14 protein-coding genes and 1 tRNA gene are annotated in these 17495 nt (G+C 65.9%); 6 read left to right on the top strand and 9 right to left on the bottom strand.

Annotation, left to right across the window (positions count from 1 at the left end):
* Positions 1–231: 231 nt before the first annotated feature.
* From E4V01_RS20740 to E4V01_RS20730, 3 genes are all read right to left on the bottom strand, one after another.
* Positions 232–3294, bottom strand: coding sequence for an efflux RND transporter permease subunit (locus tag E4V01_RS20740; protein WP_135299652.1), 3063 nt, complete (start codon positions 3292–3294; stop codon positions 232–234).
* A gap of 90 nt (positions 3295–3384) precedes the next feature.
* Positions 3385–4524 carry an efflux RND transporter periplasmic adaptor subunit gene (locus E4V01_RS20735; protein WP_135299651.1) on the bottom strand — a complete coding sequence of 380 codons (1140 nt, stop codon included), beginning with the start codon at positions 4522–4524 and terminating at the stop codon, positions 3385–3387.
* Complete coding sequence (locus E4V01_RS20730) at positions 4521–5684, bottom strand: efflux RND transporter periplasmic adaptor subunit (RefSeq protein WP_135299650.1); 1164 nt, start codon at positions 5682–5684, stop codon at positions 4521–4523. The genes E4V01_RS20735 and E4V01_RS20730 overlap by 4 nt, the downstream gene beginning before the upstream one ends.
* 219 nt (positions 5685–5903) lie before the next feature.
* Between E4V01_RS20730 and E4V01_RS20725 the strand changes: the two genes are divergently transcribed.
* Complete coding sequence (locus tag E4V01_RS20725; RefSeq protein ID WP_135299649.1) at positions 5904–6464, top strand: TetR/AcrR family transcriptional regulator; 561 nt, start codon at positions 5904–5906, stop codon at positions 6462–6464.
* Between the two features lie 448 nt (positions 6465–6912).
* Here E4V01_RS20725 and E4V01_RS20720 read toward each other — a convergent pair whose 3' ends face one another.
* Positions 6913–7623 carry a response regulator transcription factor gene (locus tag E4V01_RS20720; RefSeq protein ID WP_060771557.1) on the bottom strand — a complete coding sequence of 237 codons (711 nt, stop codon included), beginning with the start codon at positions 7621–7623 and terminating at the stop codon, positions 6913–6915.
* A gap of 1 nt (position 7624) precedes the next feature.
* Entirely contained in the window at positions 7625–8839 is a 1215-nt protein-coding gene (locus E4V01_RS20715; protein ID WP_135299648.1) for a sensor histidine kinase, read from the bottom strand.
* A gap of 682 nt (positions 8840–9521) precedes the next feature.
* Between E4V01_RS20715 and E4V01_RS20710 the strand changes: the two genes are divergently transcribed.
* From E4V01_RS20710 to E4V01_RS20690, 5 genes are all read left to right on the top strand, one after another.
* Complete coding sequence (locus tag E4V01_RS20710) at positions 9522–10172, top strand: response regulator transcription factor (protein ID WP_135299647.1); 651 nt, start codon at positions 9522–9524, stop codon at positions 10170–10172.
* A gap of 193 nt (positions 10173–10365) precedes the next feature.
* Positions 10366–11127 carry a response regulator transcription factor gene (locus E4V01_RS20705; protein ID WP_060771560.1) on the top strand — a complete coding sequence of 254 codons (762 nt, stop codon included), beginning with the start codon at positions 10366–10368 and terminating at the stop codon, positions 11125–11127.
* Positions 11128–11220: 93 nt separating this feature from the next.
* Positions 11221–12039: a glycosyltransferase family 2 protein gene (locus tag E4V01_RS20700; RefSeq protein WP_003600127.1), complete on the top strand. Its 819-nt coding sequence runs from the start codon at positions 11221–11223 to the stop codon at positions 12037–12039.
* Positions 12040–12220: 181 nt separating this feature from the next.
* Entirely contained in the window at positions 12221–13408 is a 1188-nt protein-coding gene (locus tag E4V01_RS20695) for a hypothetical protein (RefSeq protein WP_135299646.1), read from the top strand.
* 218 nt (positions 13409–13626) lie between these two features.
* A tRNA-Gln gene (locus E4V01_RS20690) sits at positions 13627–13700 on the top strand.
* A 160-nt stretch (positions 13701–13860) separates the two neighbouring features.
* Here the strand turns inward: E4V01_RS20690 and E4V01_RS20685 are convergent.
* From E4V01_RS20685 to E4V01_RS20665, 4 genes are all read right to left on the bottom strand, one after another.
* Positions 13861–14163, bottom strand: coding sequence for a hypothetical protein (locus tag E4V01_RS20685; protein WP_135299645.1), 303 nt, complete (start codon positions 14161–14163; stop codon positions 13861–13863).
* Positions 14164–14264: 101 nt separating this feature from the next.
* A complete protein-coding gene (locus tag E4V01_RS20680; RefSeq protein WP_135299644.1) occupies positions 14265–14816 on the bottom strand; it encodes a hypothetical protein in 552 nt (183 codons plus the stop codon).
* A gap of 373 nt (positions 14817–15189) precedes the next feature.
* The gene (locus tag E4V01_RS20670; protein WP_135299642.1) at positions 15190–16227 is read right to left on the bottom strand and encodes a hypothetical protein; all 1038 of its coding nucleotides are present in this window, start codon (positions 16225–16227) and stop codon (positions 15190–15192) included.
* Between the two features lie 207 nt (positions 16228–16434).
* Complete coding sequence (locus E4V01_RS20665; RefSeq protein WP_135299641.1) at positions 16435–16914, bottom strand: hypothetical protein; 480 nt, start codon at positions 16912–16914, stop codon at positions 16435–16437.
* Between the last annotated feature and the right edge of the window lie 581 nt (positions 16915–17495).

Raw genomic sequence — 17495 nt, 5'->3', positions numbered from 1 at the left:
GGGAAGTGCCTAGCGGATGGCTTGACATCCGCAAAGAGGTTTTGGCGACGCGCGATGCCGCACAGGACGGCTATGCAGCGAAGGCAGAGATCATGCGCTCAAGCGCAGAAATCGCCAATCGAAGCGCGTGAGATGCATAATAGAACTGGTTTCATCGGTCCGCGATCGTCTCCGATCCGCGGGATGCGATCGGCACCGGCGCGAGGATCGCCCCTGCCGGCCTGCCCGGCTTCAAGGGCCGGGCGCTGCCGCGTCGCGCGAGGGCGGCCTGATCCTGTACCAGCCGACATAGAGCGCGGGCAGGAACAGCAGGGTCAGGGCGGTCGCCGCCAGAATGCCGCCGATCATGGCGTAGGCCATCGGCCCCCAGAACACCTCACGGGCGATCGGGATCAGCCCGAGACTCGCCGCCGCCGCCGTGAGCAGGATCGGCCGCATCCGGTGGCGGGTGGCCTCGACCACGGCATCCCACGGCGCCATCCCCTCCGCCTCGCATTCCTCGATCTGGCTCACCAGGATCACGGCGTTGCGCACGATGATGCCGATCAGCGCCAGGATGCCGAGGATGGCGACGAAGCCCATCGGCTTGTCGAACAGCAGCAGGGCCGGGACGACGCCGATCAAGCCGAGCGGCGCGACGGAAAAGACCAGGAAGAGCTTCTGGAAGCTCTGGAGCTGGATCATCAGGAAGAAGGCCATGGCCAGCAGCATCACCGGCACGACCGCTGCGATCGGACCCTGACCCTTGCCGGCCTCCTCCACCGCGCCGCCGATCGCCAGCGTGTAGCCCTCCGGCAGCGCCTTGACGTAGGCGTCGATGGCGGGCTGCAACGCGGCGACGACGGTGGGCGGCTGGGTCGCATCGGTAATGGTGGCGCGCACCGTCAGCGTCGGCACCCGGTCGCGGCGCCAGACGATCGGCTGTTCGAGGTCGTAGTCGATCCTGGCGAAGGCCAGGATCGGCACGACCGAGCCGTTGGAGAGGGCGACCTGAAGGCTCTGAAGCGTGTCGAGCGAGGTGCGCTCCACCGTGCGCGCCCGGCCCACCACGTTCACGAGGTAGATCGAATCGCGCACCTGCGTGATCGCCTGTCCGCCGACGACGCCGTTGAGGATGCCGGCGATGTCCTGGCTGGTGACGCCGAGCTGGCGCGCCTTGTCCTGCAGGATCTCGACGCGCAGCACCTTGCCGGGCTCGTTCCAGTCGAAGGTCGGGGCCGCGAGGCGCTTGTCGGTGGCCACCACGTCGGCGAGCTTGAGAGCGAGGCGGCGCACCTCCTGCACGTCGGGCCCGGAGAGGCGGTACTGGATCGGGCGCCCGACGGGGGGGCCGAGATTGAGCGGCTGCACCAGAATGTCGGTGCCGACGAAGTCATGCCGGCCGATCTTCTGTAGCCGCGTGATGACCCGATCCCGGATCTCCAGCGACTTCGTGACGATCACGATCTGCCCGAAGAAGGCGTTGGCGAGCTGCTGGTCCAGCGGCAGGTAGAAGCGCACCGCGCCCTGGCCGACATAGGAAGACCAGCGCTCGATGTCGGGGTCGTCTTTCAGGTGCGCCTCGAAGCGGTCCATCTGCGCCCGCGTCTCGGTGATGGTGGCGTTCTGTGGCAGCGTCAGATCGACCAGCACCTCGGAGCGGTCGGAGGACGGGAAGAACTGCTGCTGCACATGGCCCATCCCGACCACGGCGAGGCCCATCAGCGCGACGCACAGGATCACCGTGATCCAGCGCAGCCGCATCGCGACCCGGAGGACCGCCATGAAGGCGCGGGTGAACAGGCCCTGCCGCTCGGAATGGTGCTTCATGGTCTTGGGCAGCATGGTGACCCCGAGAAGCGGTGCGAACAGCACCGCGACCACCCACGAGACCAGCAGCGAGGCGGCGATCACCACGAACAGCGAGTAGGTGTACTCGCCCGCCGACGAGCCGTTGAAGCCGATCGGCAGGAAGCCCGCCACCGTCACCAGCGTGCCGGTGAGCATCGGGAAGGCGGTGGAGGTGTAGGCGAAGGTCGCCGCCTTCTTCAGGTTGTCGCCGAGTTCGAGGCGGGCCACCATCATCTCGACGGTGATCATCGCGTCGTCGACGAGCAGGCCGAGCGCGATGATGAGGGCGCCGAGCGAGATGCGCTGCAGCGTCACGCCCATGATCTGCATGACCACGAAGACGATGGCGAGCACGAGCGGGATCGAGACCGCGACCACGAGCCCGGCGCGAAGCCCCAGGCTGACGAAGCTCACCACCAGCACGATGACGACCGCCTCGACCAAGGCCTTGGTGAAGCCGCCGACCGCTTCCTCGACGATCTTGGGCTGATCGGAGACGAGGTGGATGCCGACGCCGATGGGCAGCTTGCCCTCGACGACGTGCATGCGTTCCTTCAGATCCTCGCCGAACTTGAGCAGGTTGGCGTTGGGGCGCATGGCGATGGCCAGCCCGATCGCCGGCTTGCCGCCGACGCGGAACAGGGCGGCCGGCGGGTCCTCGTAGCCGCGGGAGATCTCGGCGACGTCCGCGAGGCGGAAGAAGCGGTCGTTGAAGCGGAGATTCACGTTGCGCAGCGAGGCTTCGGAGGAGAACTGTCCGCTCACGCGCAGGGAGACCCGCTCCGGTCCCGCCTGAACCACGCCGGAGGCGGCCACGGCGTTCTGCGATTGCAGGGCCTTGATCAGCGCCTGGATGTCGATGCCGTAGCCCGCGAGCTTGCGGGTGGAGAAGTCGAGATAGATCGTCTCGCCCTGCACGCCCATCAGCAGCGTCTTGCCGATATTGGGCACCTTGAGGATCTCGGTGCGCACGCCCTCGACGTAGTCACGCAATTGCCGGTGGGTCAGCCCGTCGGCGGTGAAGGCGTAGACGTTGCCGTAGACGTCGCCGAACTCGTCGTTGAAGCTCGGCCCCTGCACGCCTTGCGGGAAGGTGTGCTGGATGTCGCCCAGCCGCTTGCGCACCTGGTAGAAGGCGGGCTGGATCTCTTCCTTCTTCGTCGTGTCGCGGAACTGCACGAACACCGTCGCCTGACCCGGCGTGGTGTAGCTGCGGACGTAATCGAGCGCGTTGATCTGCTGGAGTTCCTTCTCGATCCGGTCCGTGACCTGATCGAGGGTGTCCTTGATCGTGGCGCCGGGCCAGCTCGCCTGGACCACCATGGTCTTGATGGCGAAGGGCGGGTCCTCCTCCCGGCCGAGGCGCGAATAGGCCATCACGCCCGCCACGAGGCAGACGAGCATCAGGAACCAGACCAGCGAACGGTGGCCGAGCGCCCAATCCGAAAGGTTGAAGTCCTTCACGCGCGGAAACCTTTGCAGAATTTCTTGCCGGGTCGAATCCCTTGCCGGGTCGAATCCCTTGCCTGGTCGAATCCCTTGCCGGGGTCCGGCTCAGTTCCGGTCGTCGGCCAGCCGGACGGCCTGGCCGTCCCGCAGGGAATGGGCGCCCGCGACCACCACCCGCTCGCCGGGCTTCAGCCCCGTGCGCACGGCGATGCGCCCGTTTCCGTCCGGCCGGTCTCCGTCGAGGGTCACGTCTCGGCGTTCGACGTGCCGGTCGCCTGATTCGCCACCTTGCCCGCCCGCCTTATCGTCTCCGCGCTTGTCGGCTTCCGGCACGATCCAGACCGAGCGGCGCCCATCGGCGTCGAGGAGCGCGGTGGCCGGCAGGACGAAGCGGCGCTCGATGCGGCGCTCCAGTGCGACGGTGATGGTCGCGCCGAGCCGGAAGGCGGGGCCGGGCTCCTCCAGGGTCAGGCGGACGCGGCGGGTGCGGGTGCCGGATTCGGCAAAGGGGGCGACCTCGCGCACCCGGCCGCGGGCGGTGATCTCCGGCGCGCTCTGGAGCACCACCGTGAACAGCTCGTCCTTCGGCATGGCGCCGGCCAGCGTCTCGGGGATGTCGACCACGGCCTCGCGGGTCTCGGGCCGGGCCAGCGTCACGATCCCCTGCCCCGGGCTCACGACCTGCCCGATCTCGGCGAGCCGCTGGGTGACGACGCCGTCGAAATCGGCATGCAGTTCGGTGTAGCCGATCTGGTCGCGGGCCTTCTGAAGGCTGGCCCCGGCCTGGGCGAGGCGGGCCTGGGCGGTGTCGCGCCGGGCCACCGCCGCGTCGAGCTGGGCCTGGGTGACGTTTCCGCCCTCCATCAGGCGCCGCGTGCGCGCCTCGGTGGCCGTCGCGTTCTCGGCCTGGGCCTTGGCATCGGACAGTTCCGCCTCGGCGCGGCTGAGGTCGAACCGCGAGACGATCGGGTCGAGGGCCGCGAGGCGCTGGCCCTTCTTCACGACGTCGCCGACGGTGACGTCGCGCGCCACCACCCGGCCGCCGATCTGGAAACCGAGTTGCGACTGGTAGCGCGGCTCGACCGTGCCGGCGAAGGGGCCGAAGATCACGCTGTCGGTGGGCTGTGCCAGGGTGGTCAGAACCGGCCGCACGGGCGGCGGCGCGGGCGCCTCCTGCGACGGCTGGCAGGCGGTGAGCGGAACGGCGCCGGCAATGACGGCGCAGACCAGGAGCCTACGCCTCATCGTCCGCCCTCCCCCGCCGCGGATTTCGTGGAGTCCTGCGCGGCGTCCTGCGTCGCCACCGCGACGTGCTGGCCGGGGCGCAGGAACGGGATGCCGGCGACCACCACCGTTTCGCCGGGCCTGACGCCGCCCTTCAGGACGATGTCGTCGAAGCCGTAGCGGTCGATCTCGACGCCGCGGATCGAGACCGTGCGGGCGGTGGAATCGTAGATCCACACCGCCGGCCGGTCGTCGGAGCGGTAGAGCGCCGACCAGGGCAGCACCACGGCCTCGCGCGAGGCGAAGCGGCCCCGGCCGATCACCACGGAGCCGAGCGACATCGCGGGCGGGGTCGAGTCCAGCCCGACCTTGACGCGGACCGTACCGCTCGCCGCATCCACCGTCGGCGAGATTTCGCGCACGTGACCCGTCGCCGCCGCCTTGGGATCGGACTGGAGCGTGACGTGGATCGTCTTGTCGCTGGGCGGGTTGGCCGTCAGCGCCTCGTAGACGTTGAACACCGCGTCGCGCGGGCCGTCCTGGGCCAGCACCATCACGGCTTGGCCCGCCTGCACCACCTGCCCGACCTCGAAGGTACGGCTCAGGACGATGCCGGATACGCCTGCGCGCAGTTCGGTGTAGGAGAGCTGTTCCTCGGCGGTGCCGAGCGCCGCCCTGGCCGAATCGACCGCGGCTTGGGACGTGCGCAACTGCTGCTCGGCGTTGTCGTAGGACGGGCGCGTGGTGTAGCCGCCGCTGATGAGCTGCTTCTGACGCTCGAAGGTCACCTTGGCCTGGGTGAACTGTGCCTCCGCCGAGACCAGGGCGGCGCGGGCGTTGTCGAGGTTCGCCCTCTGCGTCAGCGGCTCCAGCACCGCGAGCACCTGATCGGCGGTGACGTGATCGCCGACCTCGACACGGCGTTCGGCGACCTTGCCGTTGGTGCGGAAGGCGACGTTGGTCTGGGCCTGGGCCTGGATGTCGCCGGTGAGCACCACATCCGAAGTGACAGGACCCATTTTCGCCGTCACGACCCGCACCAGCACGACGGACGGGTTCTCCGCGTCCGGGATGGCGGAGGTCGCGGGCGCATCCGCCGGAAAGGCCGCCGTCACGAGGAGGGCCGACAAGGCCGCCGTGCGGGCGGTGGCGGTCAGGAGGGGGAGGAGCCGGGGGGACATCGGCCGAGTTTCCGGACGGCGGGGACGGGGCATACGGCCGATTCGTGGGAGGACGGCTTTCGCGGCGCAGGCTTATCGCCTATCTTACCGACCGTCCAGACGGTTTTTAAGCGGACCGGTTCGGGGGACGCCCGCGGCTTCTCTCGAAACATCAGCGACGGCAGTGGTTTCGTCTGGCACGCTGGATGTCGCGTGCAGGGGCGGGGATCGGGGGCGATCATGTCGCAGAAGACGCGCAGCCGGCGCGACGACCGTGCCGGAGTGATTCTCGACGCGGCAGGCGCGGTGCTGCGCCGGGGCGGCGCGCGAGCGCTCACCATCGACGCCGTGGCGACCGAGGCGGGCCTCAGCAAGGGCGGCGTGCTGCACCATTACGCCTCCAAGGATGCGCTGATCCTTGCCCTCGTCGGCCGCAAACTGGAGGAGCTGCGCACTGGCATCGCCGCCTGCGAGGCCGAGCGGATCCCGGGTGCGACGGGGCTCGCGCTCGGCATGATCGAGCATCTGCGCCGCAGCTACTGTGAGGAGGACGAGTTCAGTCGCGCCCTGCTCCTCGCCTCTGTCGAGAATCCGGATGCGCTCGCCGGCTACCGCGCGTTCGTGGCCGAGCGGCTCGCCCGGTTCGAGGTTGCTGAGGGGCCGACCGGTGTCGGGGCCGCCCTGTTCTTCGCGCTGCTCGGCGTCGTGATGGGCCGCACCCTCGGCTTCCACGATCTGAGCGCCGCGCAGATCGAACCGCTTCTGGGCGCGCTGGAACGCGCGGCGCAGGAACTTGGCTGAGCAGAACTTGGGTGAGCAGGAACTTGGCTGAGCCGGCTCCGTGAGACGGGGGCGGGCTTGTCGCGGGCCGTTCGGCTGGATGGGATGATCGGAAGGCTCCAGCCTCAGCCGCCCCTTTCGCCTGAACCCTGATGCGTGTCGCTCGTCGAGGAATGTCCGCTGAGGCGATGCATCGCCTTCGATCAAACAGGCGGCTTGGGCCGATGGGCCCTGCCTGCAAGAAGAATAGCCCTGACAATAAGCAAGTGGGCGCCATGCAGGAAAGCGCCCGCCCCGTTCATGCGGAGCAGCAGGATCTCGATGATCAATGACCCATCGGGTGCATTCCGTCGCCGGCCGAATTTCGGCTGCCCGCTTCGGGCCGAGTGAGACGCACAGGACGATCGGGTGTGCCGGTCATGAAATGGTCTCAACGCCACTCAATCGAAATGCTGGTTCTCGAGAAGACTCACATCAGTGACGGTGGCCGATCCGACGACAATCGCCTGTTCTCGGTCTCGAGCCAGCCTTGCCCGAGCGCGAAGCGGACGATGCTGGCGCGCGACCGGAGGCCGAGCTTCTTGCAGCCGCGGATCTTGTAGGTGTCGACCGAGGCCGCCGAGATCGACATGGCGAGACTGACCTCCTTCATCGTCATGCCGAGGGCGATGAGCCGGAGCACCTCGCGCTCCCGTGCGGTGAGGCCGCCCTCCTGGCCGGGATGCGGAGCGGGCGGGCCGGCTTCCGTACGGTCGGGCGGCGCTGGCGGCGCGCGCATTTCGGCATCGACGTACTGGCCGCCCAACACGACCGCTTCGATGGCCTCCAGCAGGCTGGTGCCGGCGGAACGCTTCAGGACATAGCCCTGGGCCCCCGCGGTCAGCGCCTCGTCGACGAAGGCGAGGTCTTCGTTGACCGTCAGGAAGACGATGTGCACCGCGGAGCCCACTTCCCGGAGCGCACGCGCCACCGCGAGGCCGCTCATGCCGGTCATGGTGATATCCATGATGACGACGTCGGGCTTGGTTCTGCCGACAAGATCCAGGGCGTGCCGGCCGTCGCTCGCCTCTCCGACGACCTCGATGCCGGCCGTCTCACCGAGCAGGCCGCGGACGCCGCTTCTGAAGATCGGGTGGTCGTCGATCAGGGCGACCCTGACCCGTTCTTTCGCCGTTCGCATATCATCCCCCTGTCAGCGGCAATCGCGCCAGAATCGTCGTCCCACCGCCGGGAGGCGATTCGATCATGAGAGTTCCTCCGAGCAGGGTCAGCCGCTCGCGCATGCCCGCAAGGCCGAAGCCGCCCCCCGCCCGCCGCGCCTCGGGCGCCTGCTCGCAGGCGAGCCCGGGCCCGTCGTCCTCGATCGCCAGGGTGACGCCCGTGCTGGCGTATTGCAGGGTCACGGAGACGTGGCGCGCGCCCGGCGCGTGCTTGACGACGTTGGTGAGAGCTTCCTGCACCAGCCGAAAGATCGTCACCTCGATCTCCGGCGTGAGGCGGACCGCGGCTCCCGAAAGCTGGAAGTCGATGGGGATCGCGCTTTGGTCGGACCATTCGCGCACGAGGCCGCCCAGGGCGAGGATGAGGCCGAGTTCGATCAGGGTGACCGGGCGCAGCTCGCGAACGACCTGCCGCAGGCTGGCCGAGATCGCATCGACCTGCTTCAGCATCGCCTCGACATGCGTCGGCGAGGGCGCGCGCCGCAGGCGGTCGAGCTGAAGCTTCAGCCATGCGAGCTGCTGGCCGGCCTCGTCGTGGAGTTCCCGGGCGAGCCGCTCCCGCTCGGCCTGATGCGCTCGGTAGAGTTGGGCGAGGACCGCGTCCCGGTCGCGTTCGGCGCGCAGACGCGCCTGCACGGTGCTGCGCAAGTCGGCCAGCAGGAGGTCACGCTCGTGCAGCAGCGCCTGCTGGCTGCGCTGATGGCGCTCGCGCGCGGCGAGTTCACGCCGCAGCATCGCCGCCTCGGTCGCCTGCAGGCTGAAGCGCATCTCCGGCGTCGGCAGGAGCCGCAGGAGGACCAGGGGGTCGATCCCCTCCCGGTTCAGGCGGAAGCCGTGGCAGCGGTAGCGGCGTATCCCGCTTCCCCGCTTGATCGCGATCACACCGGGAAGCGGTGTCCGAGTCGCCCTGGCCCGGGCCAGAAACACCGTCGAGACCCTGCCTATGAGCGAGGTCTTGCCGGTCGGCGATGACGTGCTGTTGCGTGAGGTTTTGCCGCTCCCAGGGTTCCGGGGCGGATCGTCCCGCGTCAGCAGCCAGCGGGCGGGATCGTTGGCGTAGGCGATGCGGCCTGAACGGGCGACGATCAGGACGGGGTCATCGATCGAATCGAGGACGCGCGCCGCTTCCGCGCCGAGCGGCTCCGAGCCGGACGCCGTCGCCACACACGGATCCATCGACGAGGCCCCCCTCGACACGTCACCGACTCCGTGCATCCACGCGTGTTGTTCCGTGGTGCCGGCGAGGGCGCGATAAAGGTGTCGAGAACGTTCGGCATCGACACTCGTACATCAGCGGCGTGATCGAGCCGCCATCACCCGCCGCGATTACTGACATCGCCGGAATCCCCCGTTACCCACCGTTGCCATGATCCATCCGGGTTATGATCGACACACCGGATTAAGTCTGCCCAGGCGACCGTGAGGTTGTACGATATGATTCTGCTGCGGCGCGGTATATAACAAAAGTGTTTCTCGGATACCTCATTGTTGATAGCTCGAAAGGCGTATTCAATTCACAATTGATGTCGCGTCGCGGATTTTCTGGATTGAACTCACGATAGAATCGGTGATTCAAAATAATATTTGCCAATATCGGGTAATCTCTTGAGAGAAACTTGCTGGTTGCGGCCTGCATGCTAAGCATTGGAATGGAAAAGCTCTGCTGCGAGGCGGGAGAGTCTGTAAATTCGTCTATAATTCAGAATTTTTTTCGAGTTGACGTTGCCATGATTGCGGCGCAATCGAAAACTGTAATTTTTAATGCATGTAAATAAATTCACGCGTTCAGAGCGAATTCATTGCAAATATAACAATTTTCTTAGTGATGATCGACAATCTAAGGAGTCAACTCTCAGTTATGTTGCGGATCATCATCGCAGATGACCAAAGAAATTTCCGCATCGCCTTGCGGAGAAGTCTGGAATTGAATTTGAGCGGTATCATCGTCGTCGATGTTTCCAATTCATCAGAATTGATCAATAGCCTCCGGTCGCCGCTGAAGACGGACCTCGTGATCGTCGGATCGCGCCTCCTGCCGGCCGGTGATCCGACCTATCTCGGAGCCCTGAAGCGAGCGGCCGGCACCGCACGCCTCCTGCTCGTCGTCCCCCATGCCTCGGCCGACCTGTTCCAGGATGCCCTGAGCCTCGGCTTTCATGGATTGATCGTTCGGCGCCAGCGCCACGAGGAAATGCTCGAGGCGGTCCGAACCACCCTCGACGGCCGGCTCTACGCCCCCAGTGCCATCCTGGCCGTGAAGCCGCCGGATGCCGGGGCGGCGCTGCGGCAACCGGAGCGCAGCGTGCGAACGTTCGGGTTGACCCTGCGCCAGCGCGAAGTTCTGGCGCTGATCGGCAAGGGGTTATCCAATCGAGAGATCGCGATCGCGCTGAGTATCGCCGAGGCGACCGTAAAAATTCACGTTTCCGCCGTGATCAGGATGCTCGGCGTCAGAAATCGAACCGAGGCTGCGCTGCTCGCGCCGACCATTCTCAAGGGAAAAGCCTAGTACGAACTGGATACGCCTTGTTGAGATGTCCAAGTTTTTTCCGACATGACAGGACACCTCCCATTCGGTCTAGTTAATTTGTGCCTAACCATTCTGCGACGCACAATAAGTGCGTTTGAACGGTCGGAACAGAATCTGACGGTCAGGGTGATCCGGCGCGGGAGGTTTTCAGGAGATCAGGGGAGTAGCTCCGATGGAACACATCGATACGCTCATTGTCAGTGACAACCGCATGGTCCGGGAAAGTTTGATTGCGCTTCTCTCCGGCACCCGCTTCATGGTGCGGCAGGTCGCGGCCAGCCCGGCGCTTCACCTGTCCGGCCTCAAGGCGGCGCATCTGGCGCTCGTCGTCATCGATGAGGAGGCCGCGGGCATTGTCGGGCAGGTCGCCGAGGCGCTGCCCGAGGTCAAGATCGTGGCGCTCGCGCTGCGCGATACCGAAGGGCTGATGCTGCGCAGCCTTCAACTCGGCGCTTCGGCCTATCTGACCGAGGACGTCTCTCCAGCCGACCTCCTCAAGACCCTGGAAGTGGTGATCGCCGATTGCGCGGTGCTGCCGGTGAGTTTCCTCGGGCGTTTGTGCCTGGCCTTCGAACCGGTGCGCGCACCCGGCCCGGTCGCCGCCCTGACCGGCCTGCAGCGGGCAGACGGCACCTCGCTCTCCAGCCTCTCGAGCCGGGAGGTCAACATCCTCGAAGGGCTGGCTCTGGGAGAGTCCAACAAGGTCATCGCCCGCAACCTCGATATCGCGGAGGCGACCGTCAAGGTTCACGTCAAGGCGATCCTGCGCAAGGTCCGGGTGAAGAATCGGACGCAGGCGGCGGTCTGGGCGATGAACAAGGGTATCGTCACCAACGGCTGTGCCCCTACCGAGCGGTTCGGCAGCCTCGTACCAGCCCTCCCCCTCGTCGCCGGCCGTGACGGCTTCTCCAGCGCCCTGGCGGCCGTCGCCTGACGATCGTGCGGCGCCGCGAGGGTCCGGCGCCGCCCCTCCCCGACGCGCGTGATCCCGAACGCGATCGCCAGCCAAAAGACGAGGAAGTCGGCCATGAAAGTGTCCGTGGTCACCCCGACGCTGAACGGTGTCGAATACTTACGTGAATGCATCGAATCCTCGCGGGCCAGCGCCCGCAACGGTATCGAAGTCGAGCACGTGATCGTCGATGCGGGCAGCACCGACGGTACCGTCGAACTGGCGCAAAGCCTTGGCGCCACCGTGCTCCAGGGCAAGGATCGCGGCATCTTCGACGCGATCAACAAGGGGTCCTTCGCTGCCTCGGGCGAGCTGCTCGGCTTCCTGGGCGCCGACGACGTGCTGCTCGAAGGCGGCCTGGAGGCCGTGGTCGAGGCCTACAAGGGCAGTCATCGGCGCTGGGTCGTCGGCGGGATCCGCTGGATCGACGGGCGCGGCCGGGGCCTGGGCGGGTTGGCCGCCCCACCCAACTGGATGACGCCGCGCATGCTCGTGTGCCTCGGGTGGAACCCGGTCATGCACATGGCGACCTATATCGCGCGGGACTTCTACGCCGAACTCGGCGGGTTCAACTACGCGTTCAGGGATTGCGGCGACTACGAGATGTTCTGCCGTGCCCTGGCGCAGGAGCCCTATGCCCGCGTCGGCCGGCCGGTCGCCTGCTTCCGCCGCACGGGGCAGAACAACAGCGCCAACCTCGCTCACAAGGCCCGGGCGCTGGGCGAGGTCGCCCAGGTGAAGGGGGTGCACGGGCCGTCCTCCCGCGCGGAAGAGCTGTTCTGGCGCTACGCGCTGAAGGGTTACTTCAACGCCCGCAACCCGGACTGGCTCGTCAGCAAGCAGCTCGATCTCGGACGCAGCCGGCTGAAGCTTCAGCCCCACGCCCATTTCTGATGTCCGAGGCGATGCCCTCGCGATCCCGTCGCTATGACGGAGTGCGCCGGCTCGGACATCGCCCGGGCGTCATGAGGTGGAGGCCGCTCGGTTCGCGCGGATCCGGTGGCACGGTCCCGGCGCGGGGCGGGCGCCGCAATGCCGACCCCGAAGCCGCCATGGAGCCGCCCAGGGAATCGCCATGGAGACGCTGATCGACTGCGCCCGCCTAGCGGCGTCGGATGGCCTCCCCGGCCCTCCGCGGATTCTCGAATTCGGGCTGATGCCGCTCGTGACCGCCGCCTTCCCCGAGCGCACGACCTTCCTCGACACGCGTCTGCGCTGGGCCGACGTGCGGACCCGCGCGCCGCGTTCCGGCAGCTTGCCGCTGCGCCTGGTGAAGCTGGCGCAGCGGGTGGCCGGCATCGGCCGGGCCTGCCTCGTCCAGGACTACGACATCGTCGTCGCCCGTTGTGTCGGCCCGGTCAACAGCGCCGGGCACGCCTACCCCGTCCATGCAGCCCTGAGCCTGATCGGGCTCGCCTTCCGCGGGCTCGTCCTGTTCGCCGCCCGCGGCCCCCGCGTCCGGCTCGCGGTCCTCGACGTGACCGACCATCTCACGATCCACCCGCGCGACCGCGCCTTCCTCCGGCGTTGCGACCTGTTCTTCAAGCGCGAGTTGGCCGCCAATCCGTGGAACACCCTCGAAACGGTGCTGCCCCGCGGGGCCTGCGCCGGCCATGCCCGCCAGGATCCCGCCTGCCTCGCCCTGCGGGCCAAGCTGCGCCCCTTCGCCCTCGGGATCGAGGCGTCGGCGCTGAAAGCCCCGATCCCGGCCTCCGCGCGCAGCTACGATCTGTTCTACGCCGGCTCGGCGCAGGGGATCGCCTTCCGCGAGGCCGTCGGCGGCGTCCTGCCGCGATTGGCGGCCCGCGGCTGGCGCATCCACGCGCCGACGCACCGCCTGAGCCCGGAAGCCTTCGCCGAGGCGATCACCCGGAGCCGGTTCTGTCTGTCGCCGGGCGGCGTCGGCTGGGATTGCTACCGGCACTACGAGGTCGCGTCGCTGGGCAGCGTGCCGATTTTCGATACCCGCCCGCTGACGGGCATCGAACCCTTCCTGCACGGCCGCGAGGGGTTCTATCTCGACCCGCAAGAGGATCTGGAACGCGCCCTCGACCACCTGCTGCGCACGGACGACGCGGGGGTCGATCGGATGACGTCGGCCGCTCAGGCTCTGGTCGAACGGGTCTACACCTTCGACGCGCTGGCCCGCTACGTGATCGCCGAGACGCTGGCGCTGGGCCCGTCTCCTCGAACGGCGGCGCCGTCGCCGAAGAAGGCGCTCGTCGCGGCGAAGGCCGGTCACCGGCAGCCCTCCCTGAACTGAGCGGGGGGGGCTTCTGAGCGCGCTGGCACCGCCACCGCCCGAGACCCGGCAGCCTCCGACACCGTGGCCGTCGAGCCTTACCCACATGATCACGCCTGCATCCATGTTGACGCGACGCTCGTCACAGCCTATCTGACCCGAGCACCGAGCGCGGGATGGCGGCCAACGCGATCCTCCCTGCATCCGGCCTCCCTCGACGGGGCCGGAGACGGCTCCGGTGGGGGATAGTTTAACGGTAGAACCGCGGACTCTGACTCCGCTAGTCCTGGTTCGAATCCAGGTCCCCCAGCCATCCATCTCCAATCCCTGCAAATTCAACGACTTAGCCCGATATCGGGTCGTCCGCATCGCTTCCAGACGTAACAGTTCGCAGGGTGCCACGGCCGGACATGGAATCGCCCCAGCGATGGGCTGCTGGGGCGATGCGAGTCACTCTGATTCGCGGAAGGCGTTCATGCGGGTTCGCTTCCGTCTTCGAGGAAGTAGGCTTCAGGCTGCTCCTGTTCGGCAGTTAACAGGTCGGCCTGCGACGCATCGGTGTTGAAATCCGCGATCCTTTCGAGATGGTCCCTCAACGGCAGCGGTAAGCTGTCGCGACCATGAGTGCGGTCGAGGGCTTCGAGGTCGCCCTGAAGTTCGCACAGGTCGCACAGAGCCTGCTCTGCAAGGTTGGTCGCAGTGACCCACCGTGCAGTAAGCGCGCGATAGGATGCTTCCCGCTCAGCGAGAGACGGGTTGTTGGGGTTCGTGGTCACACTGTATCCTTTAGGTCTGTCGGCAGCGTTGCAGCGCTGCCGGTGGGTTGAGGTCGTGATGGGCTTCCGAGCGGCGCGGCATTGGTCGCGCCGTTCGTCGTTCAAACGGTCGCGACGTCCCCGCTCGTGATGACGGTGGGCGGCAGTGACCGGCGAACCTCTTTGCGGAGGAACTTCTTCATCTCCTCCAGTGCGACCGCTTCCTTCAGCGCCTTGGCCTTGGCTTCGGCGTCCTGATGGTTGGCCTGCGCGATCCGGTCGAGGGCCTGTTCGATCTCGGCGAGCTTGAACCGGTTGATGATGCCCGCAAGCGCGGTCGCGCTGTCGAGCAAGGCGGCGACCGCCCTCTCCGCTCGTCCGAGCGAGCCACGGTTCGCGGCAGAGCCCGCGAGACCGTCGTCGCACTCCGGGTCTTCGTCCTTCGAGAAATCGAGGCTGAGACCGATGCTGGCGAGAGTTTCGTTGAGGAACGCTACCTCCTGCCGCTCGGCCGCGCCGGACCAATGCGGCGAGAAGGACGACGTGACGACGGCGGAAAGCTTGTCGTCGCCTGCCTTCGCAGCCTCGCGGGTCCGCTCCTTCTGCCGTTCTCGATATGCTCGCTGCTTCTCGGCCGGTGACAAGGCCATGACTACCTCCTTGGTAACGGTCACGGTGTATACCGTTACCAAGCCGGGCGTCAAGCGAGCTGTTGCGACAGGGCTTCTGGGATCGGTCGCGCCGTCCACCACTCGACGCGATCCTCAAAGCCGTAATGGCTGACGATGGCGAGGCCGTAGTCAACGTGTTCGCCCACGCTGACATCTTCCCGGCCGTCTACATGCCGGTTGTGAATGGTGAATCCCGCCCATAGGTCGGCGTGAAGGTCGCCAGCCTCAGTCACTCGCAAGTGCATGGTAAAACCCCGACAGCCCGACTGTTCGCTTCATGCGACTGCTTCGCCGGACAGCGGTTTAATGACGAATCCACCTGCTATCGTCAATATGAATTTCGTGAACGACAAGTAATGGCTAAGTCAGTGCTGACTTATCTTCTGCCAATCGCCTTCCGCTCTTCCGCCAGCAAGCGCTTCGCATCCGCTACAAGGGACCGTGACCAGCACGCGAGGCGCACCGGAGCGTCTTCCTCCAGCCCCGACGCCTCGCGGACATGCTGTCGCGTGCGGGCCTCTCGCTTGAACGGATAGGACGCCCAGGCGTCCGGGTGCCGCTGCGGCTCAAGGTCGAGCTGGTATTCCCGGCCGGGACCAATCCAGAGCCCTCCCGCCTTCACAAGCGCCTCGTAGATCGCCGGAAGCAGCGCGGCGTCGGTGATGGTGATCGCACCGTGAAGGTGCTGCCGGCCCTCATCCGTCGTCTCCAGCACGATCCAGCGCGGCAGGTCGCAGTCCGGCAAGGCGCGATCCAGATGCCGGCCGATGGTGCGCCAGTAGTCGTCCAGGGGACCGCGCGCGTTGTCGTTCGCGGTCTGGATGGTCTCCGGCGCGAGATTGAGCGTGAAGGCGTAGCGCTCGCCCCGAAGCGTGATGGCGTCGTTGACGTAGGCGAGCCGTCCAAGGTCGCCCGCTTCGTCCCAGCTCGCCACGTATCGCGCCCGTGAGATCTTCGGTCGCCCGCGCTTCTTCGTCCCCTTGGGCTTCTTCGTAGCGTTCTCTGACGGGGAAGGCGTGGATGCGGTGGTAGAGTGGTTAGGGCTTGTAGGAGGGATTAGGTGTTCTGCTGAAGGGGAAGCGGCAGGGTAGGCGTTCGGGCCATGCTGCGCGCGTCGATAAGCCCTTCGTGCGGCGGCGTCTTTTCGGTCGCGGCTCACTGACTTTCGCAGGCGCCCGCGCGGCTTCGGCGTGACCAAATCGTGCGATAAGGGATCGGTCGGCGGCGCGCTGTTGTCGTTCGCCGGGGCGGGTGCAGGCTCATCATCGGGGCCGGCGTCGAGCCAGTCGAGCGGACGGCCGCGCACCATCACGGGCTCATCCGATGGGATCGCGTCGTCCAGGCTATCAAGCAGGGCGTCGAGTTCCGGGTCGGCCGGAAGCTCCTCGCGCAGATCGCGCAGAAGCGCGCTCAAGCCGTAGGGGTCAGGTAAGCGCGGGCGAACACTAGCGAAGTTAACGATGGGCGCTGAGCATCCCATCTCACAAGGAAACTTGAGATTTCGCGTGTCTATATATTGCGCCGCAAGCGGCATTGGCCTAAATATCCTTTGTGACGTCGTTAGTAGCGGTTGTCATTTCTCGTTCTCCAAAAGACCGCCCGTGCCATCGGGCGGTCTTTTTTATGCGAGCTGCGCCCTGGCAGCCGCCTTGCCGATCTGCCGCGAGAGATCGCGAGCCATGCCGGTAGTCATGCTGAAGGAATGGCTGATCTTCAGCGCCTCGCATGAAACGCGACCGACGATGCCGCGCCCCTTGCGGCCTACGGTGAGCTGATAGGGAGCATCGTCCCCAAGCGTCAGGGCGTTGCCCCTGCCGGCAGGCATGCCGCTCGCAGCGTGCTGGAAGAGGCTGGCGACGACACGGGCGTGAGCCGGGTGCATCGGGGGAAGGTCAACCTCGCCGATCCCGAAGCGGACGCTTCCGCCAATGGTGCTGACTTCGAAACCGGGGAGCACGTCGGCAAGGCGTCCCGCCCTAACCTCTTCACGGAGCAGATGCTCGACGGCTTCGCAGATGGTGCATTCGCGCGCGTCGGCAATCGACTTGAGCTGGAGCGCGCGGGCGACGGGGAGCTTAACGAGGGTAGTGGCAGCGGACACGATGGATGGCCTCACGAAACGGGATTCGTGAAGGGTATACCCTAACCGCCTATGAGGAACAATATGGAAACATGAAGGGTGGCGTCTCCTTTTGCACGGCTATCAGTCCTAGCCTATTGCTGGCAAGCAGCTTAAGATAAATTCGTAAGGCGATTCCCGAATTTTCGGAGAATAAAGTGATTAGGAAGAGATATTCTGACAAGGAATCGGCAGAAAAGGCAAATGATGCTATTCAAAGACGTGTTAGAAAGATTTGGATACTTTTTTTCATTGCTCTCATTACAGAGGCGCTTCAAGTTCGACCCAGCAAGATAACAGTTTCATCCGTAGAAATAGATTTACAAAACGCAGCTCAAATACCTGGGCTATTTTATTTCGCGACAGTTGTTTATTCATTTTATGTCATAAGCCAGCTTGTATTTATTGGTATACAGCCTCCCGCTAGTCGTATCGAATCGCTAAGAAACCTAATTTTCATATTCAGCGGAAAGAAAAAGTCTCTGCATCACAATAAGCGCCATGATGTGTTGGCAATCAAGATGCAAATCAAATTCATACTCACATTGTTATATAGTTATCTA

Source organism: Methylorubrum sp. Q1 (genome assembly GCF_004683995.1).
In the GTDB taxonomy this organism is placed as follows: Bacteria; Pseudomonadota; Alphaproteobacteria; order Rhizobiales; family Beijerinckiaceae; genus Methylobacterium.
This window is presented reverse-complemented; position numbering and strand designations above follow the sequence as displayed.

Coding starts and splice junctions, on each gene's coding strand:
- E4V01_RS20710 (WP_135299647.1), top strand. CDS start 9,522: ATGTTGCGGATCATCATCGCAGATGACCAAAGAAATTTCCGCATCGCC.
- E4V01_RS20715 (WP_135299648.1), bottom strand. CDS start 8,839: ATGGATCCGTGTGTGGCGACGGCGTCCGGCTCGGAGCCGCTCGGCGCG.
- E4V01_RS20705 (WP_060771560.1), top strand. CDS start 10,366: ATGGAACACATCGATACGCTCATTGTCAGTGACAACCGCATGGTCCGG.
- E4V01_RS20720 (WP_060771557.1), bottom strand. CDS start 7,623: ATGCGAACGGCGAAAGAACGGGTCAGGGTCGCCCTGATCGACGACCAC.
- E4V01_RS20735 (WP_135299651.1), bottom strand. CDS start 4,524: ATGAGGCGTAGGCTCCTGGTCTGCGCCGTCATTGCCGGCGCCGTTCCG.
- E4V01_RS20695 (WP_135299646.1), top strand. CDS start 12,221: ATGGAGACGCTGATCGACTGCGCCCGCCTAGCGGCGTCGGATGGCCTC.
- E4V01_RS20725 (WP_135299649.1), top strand. CDS start 5,904: ATGTCGCAGAAGACGCGCAGCCGGCGCGACGACCGTGCCGGAGTGATT.
- E4V01_RS20700 (WP_003600127.1), top strand. CDS start 11,221: ATGAAAGTGTCCGTGGTCACCCCGACGCTGAACGGTGTCGAATACTTA.
- E4V01_RS20730 (WP_135299650.1), bottom strand. CDS start 5,684: ATGTCCCCCCGGCTCCTCCCCCTCCTGACCGCCACCGCCCGCACGGCG.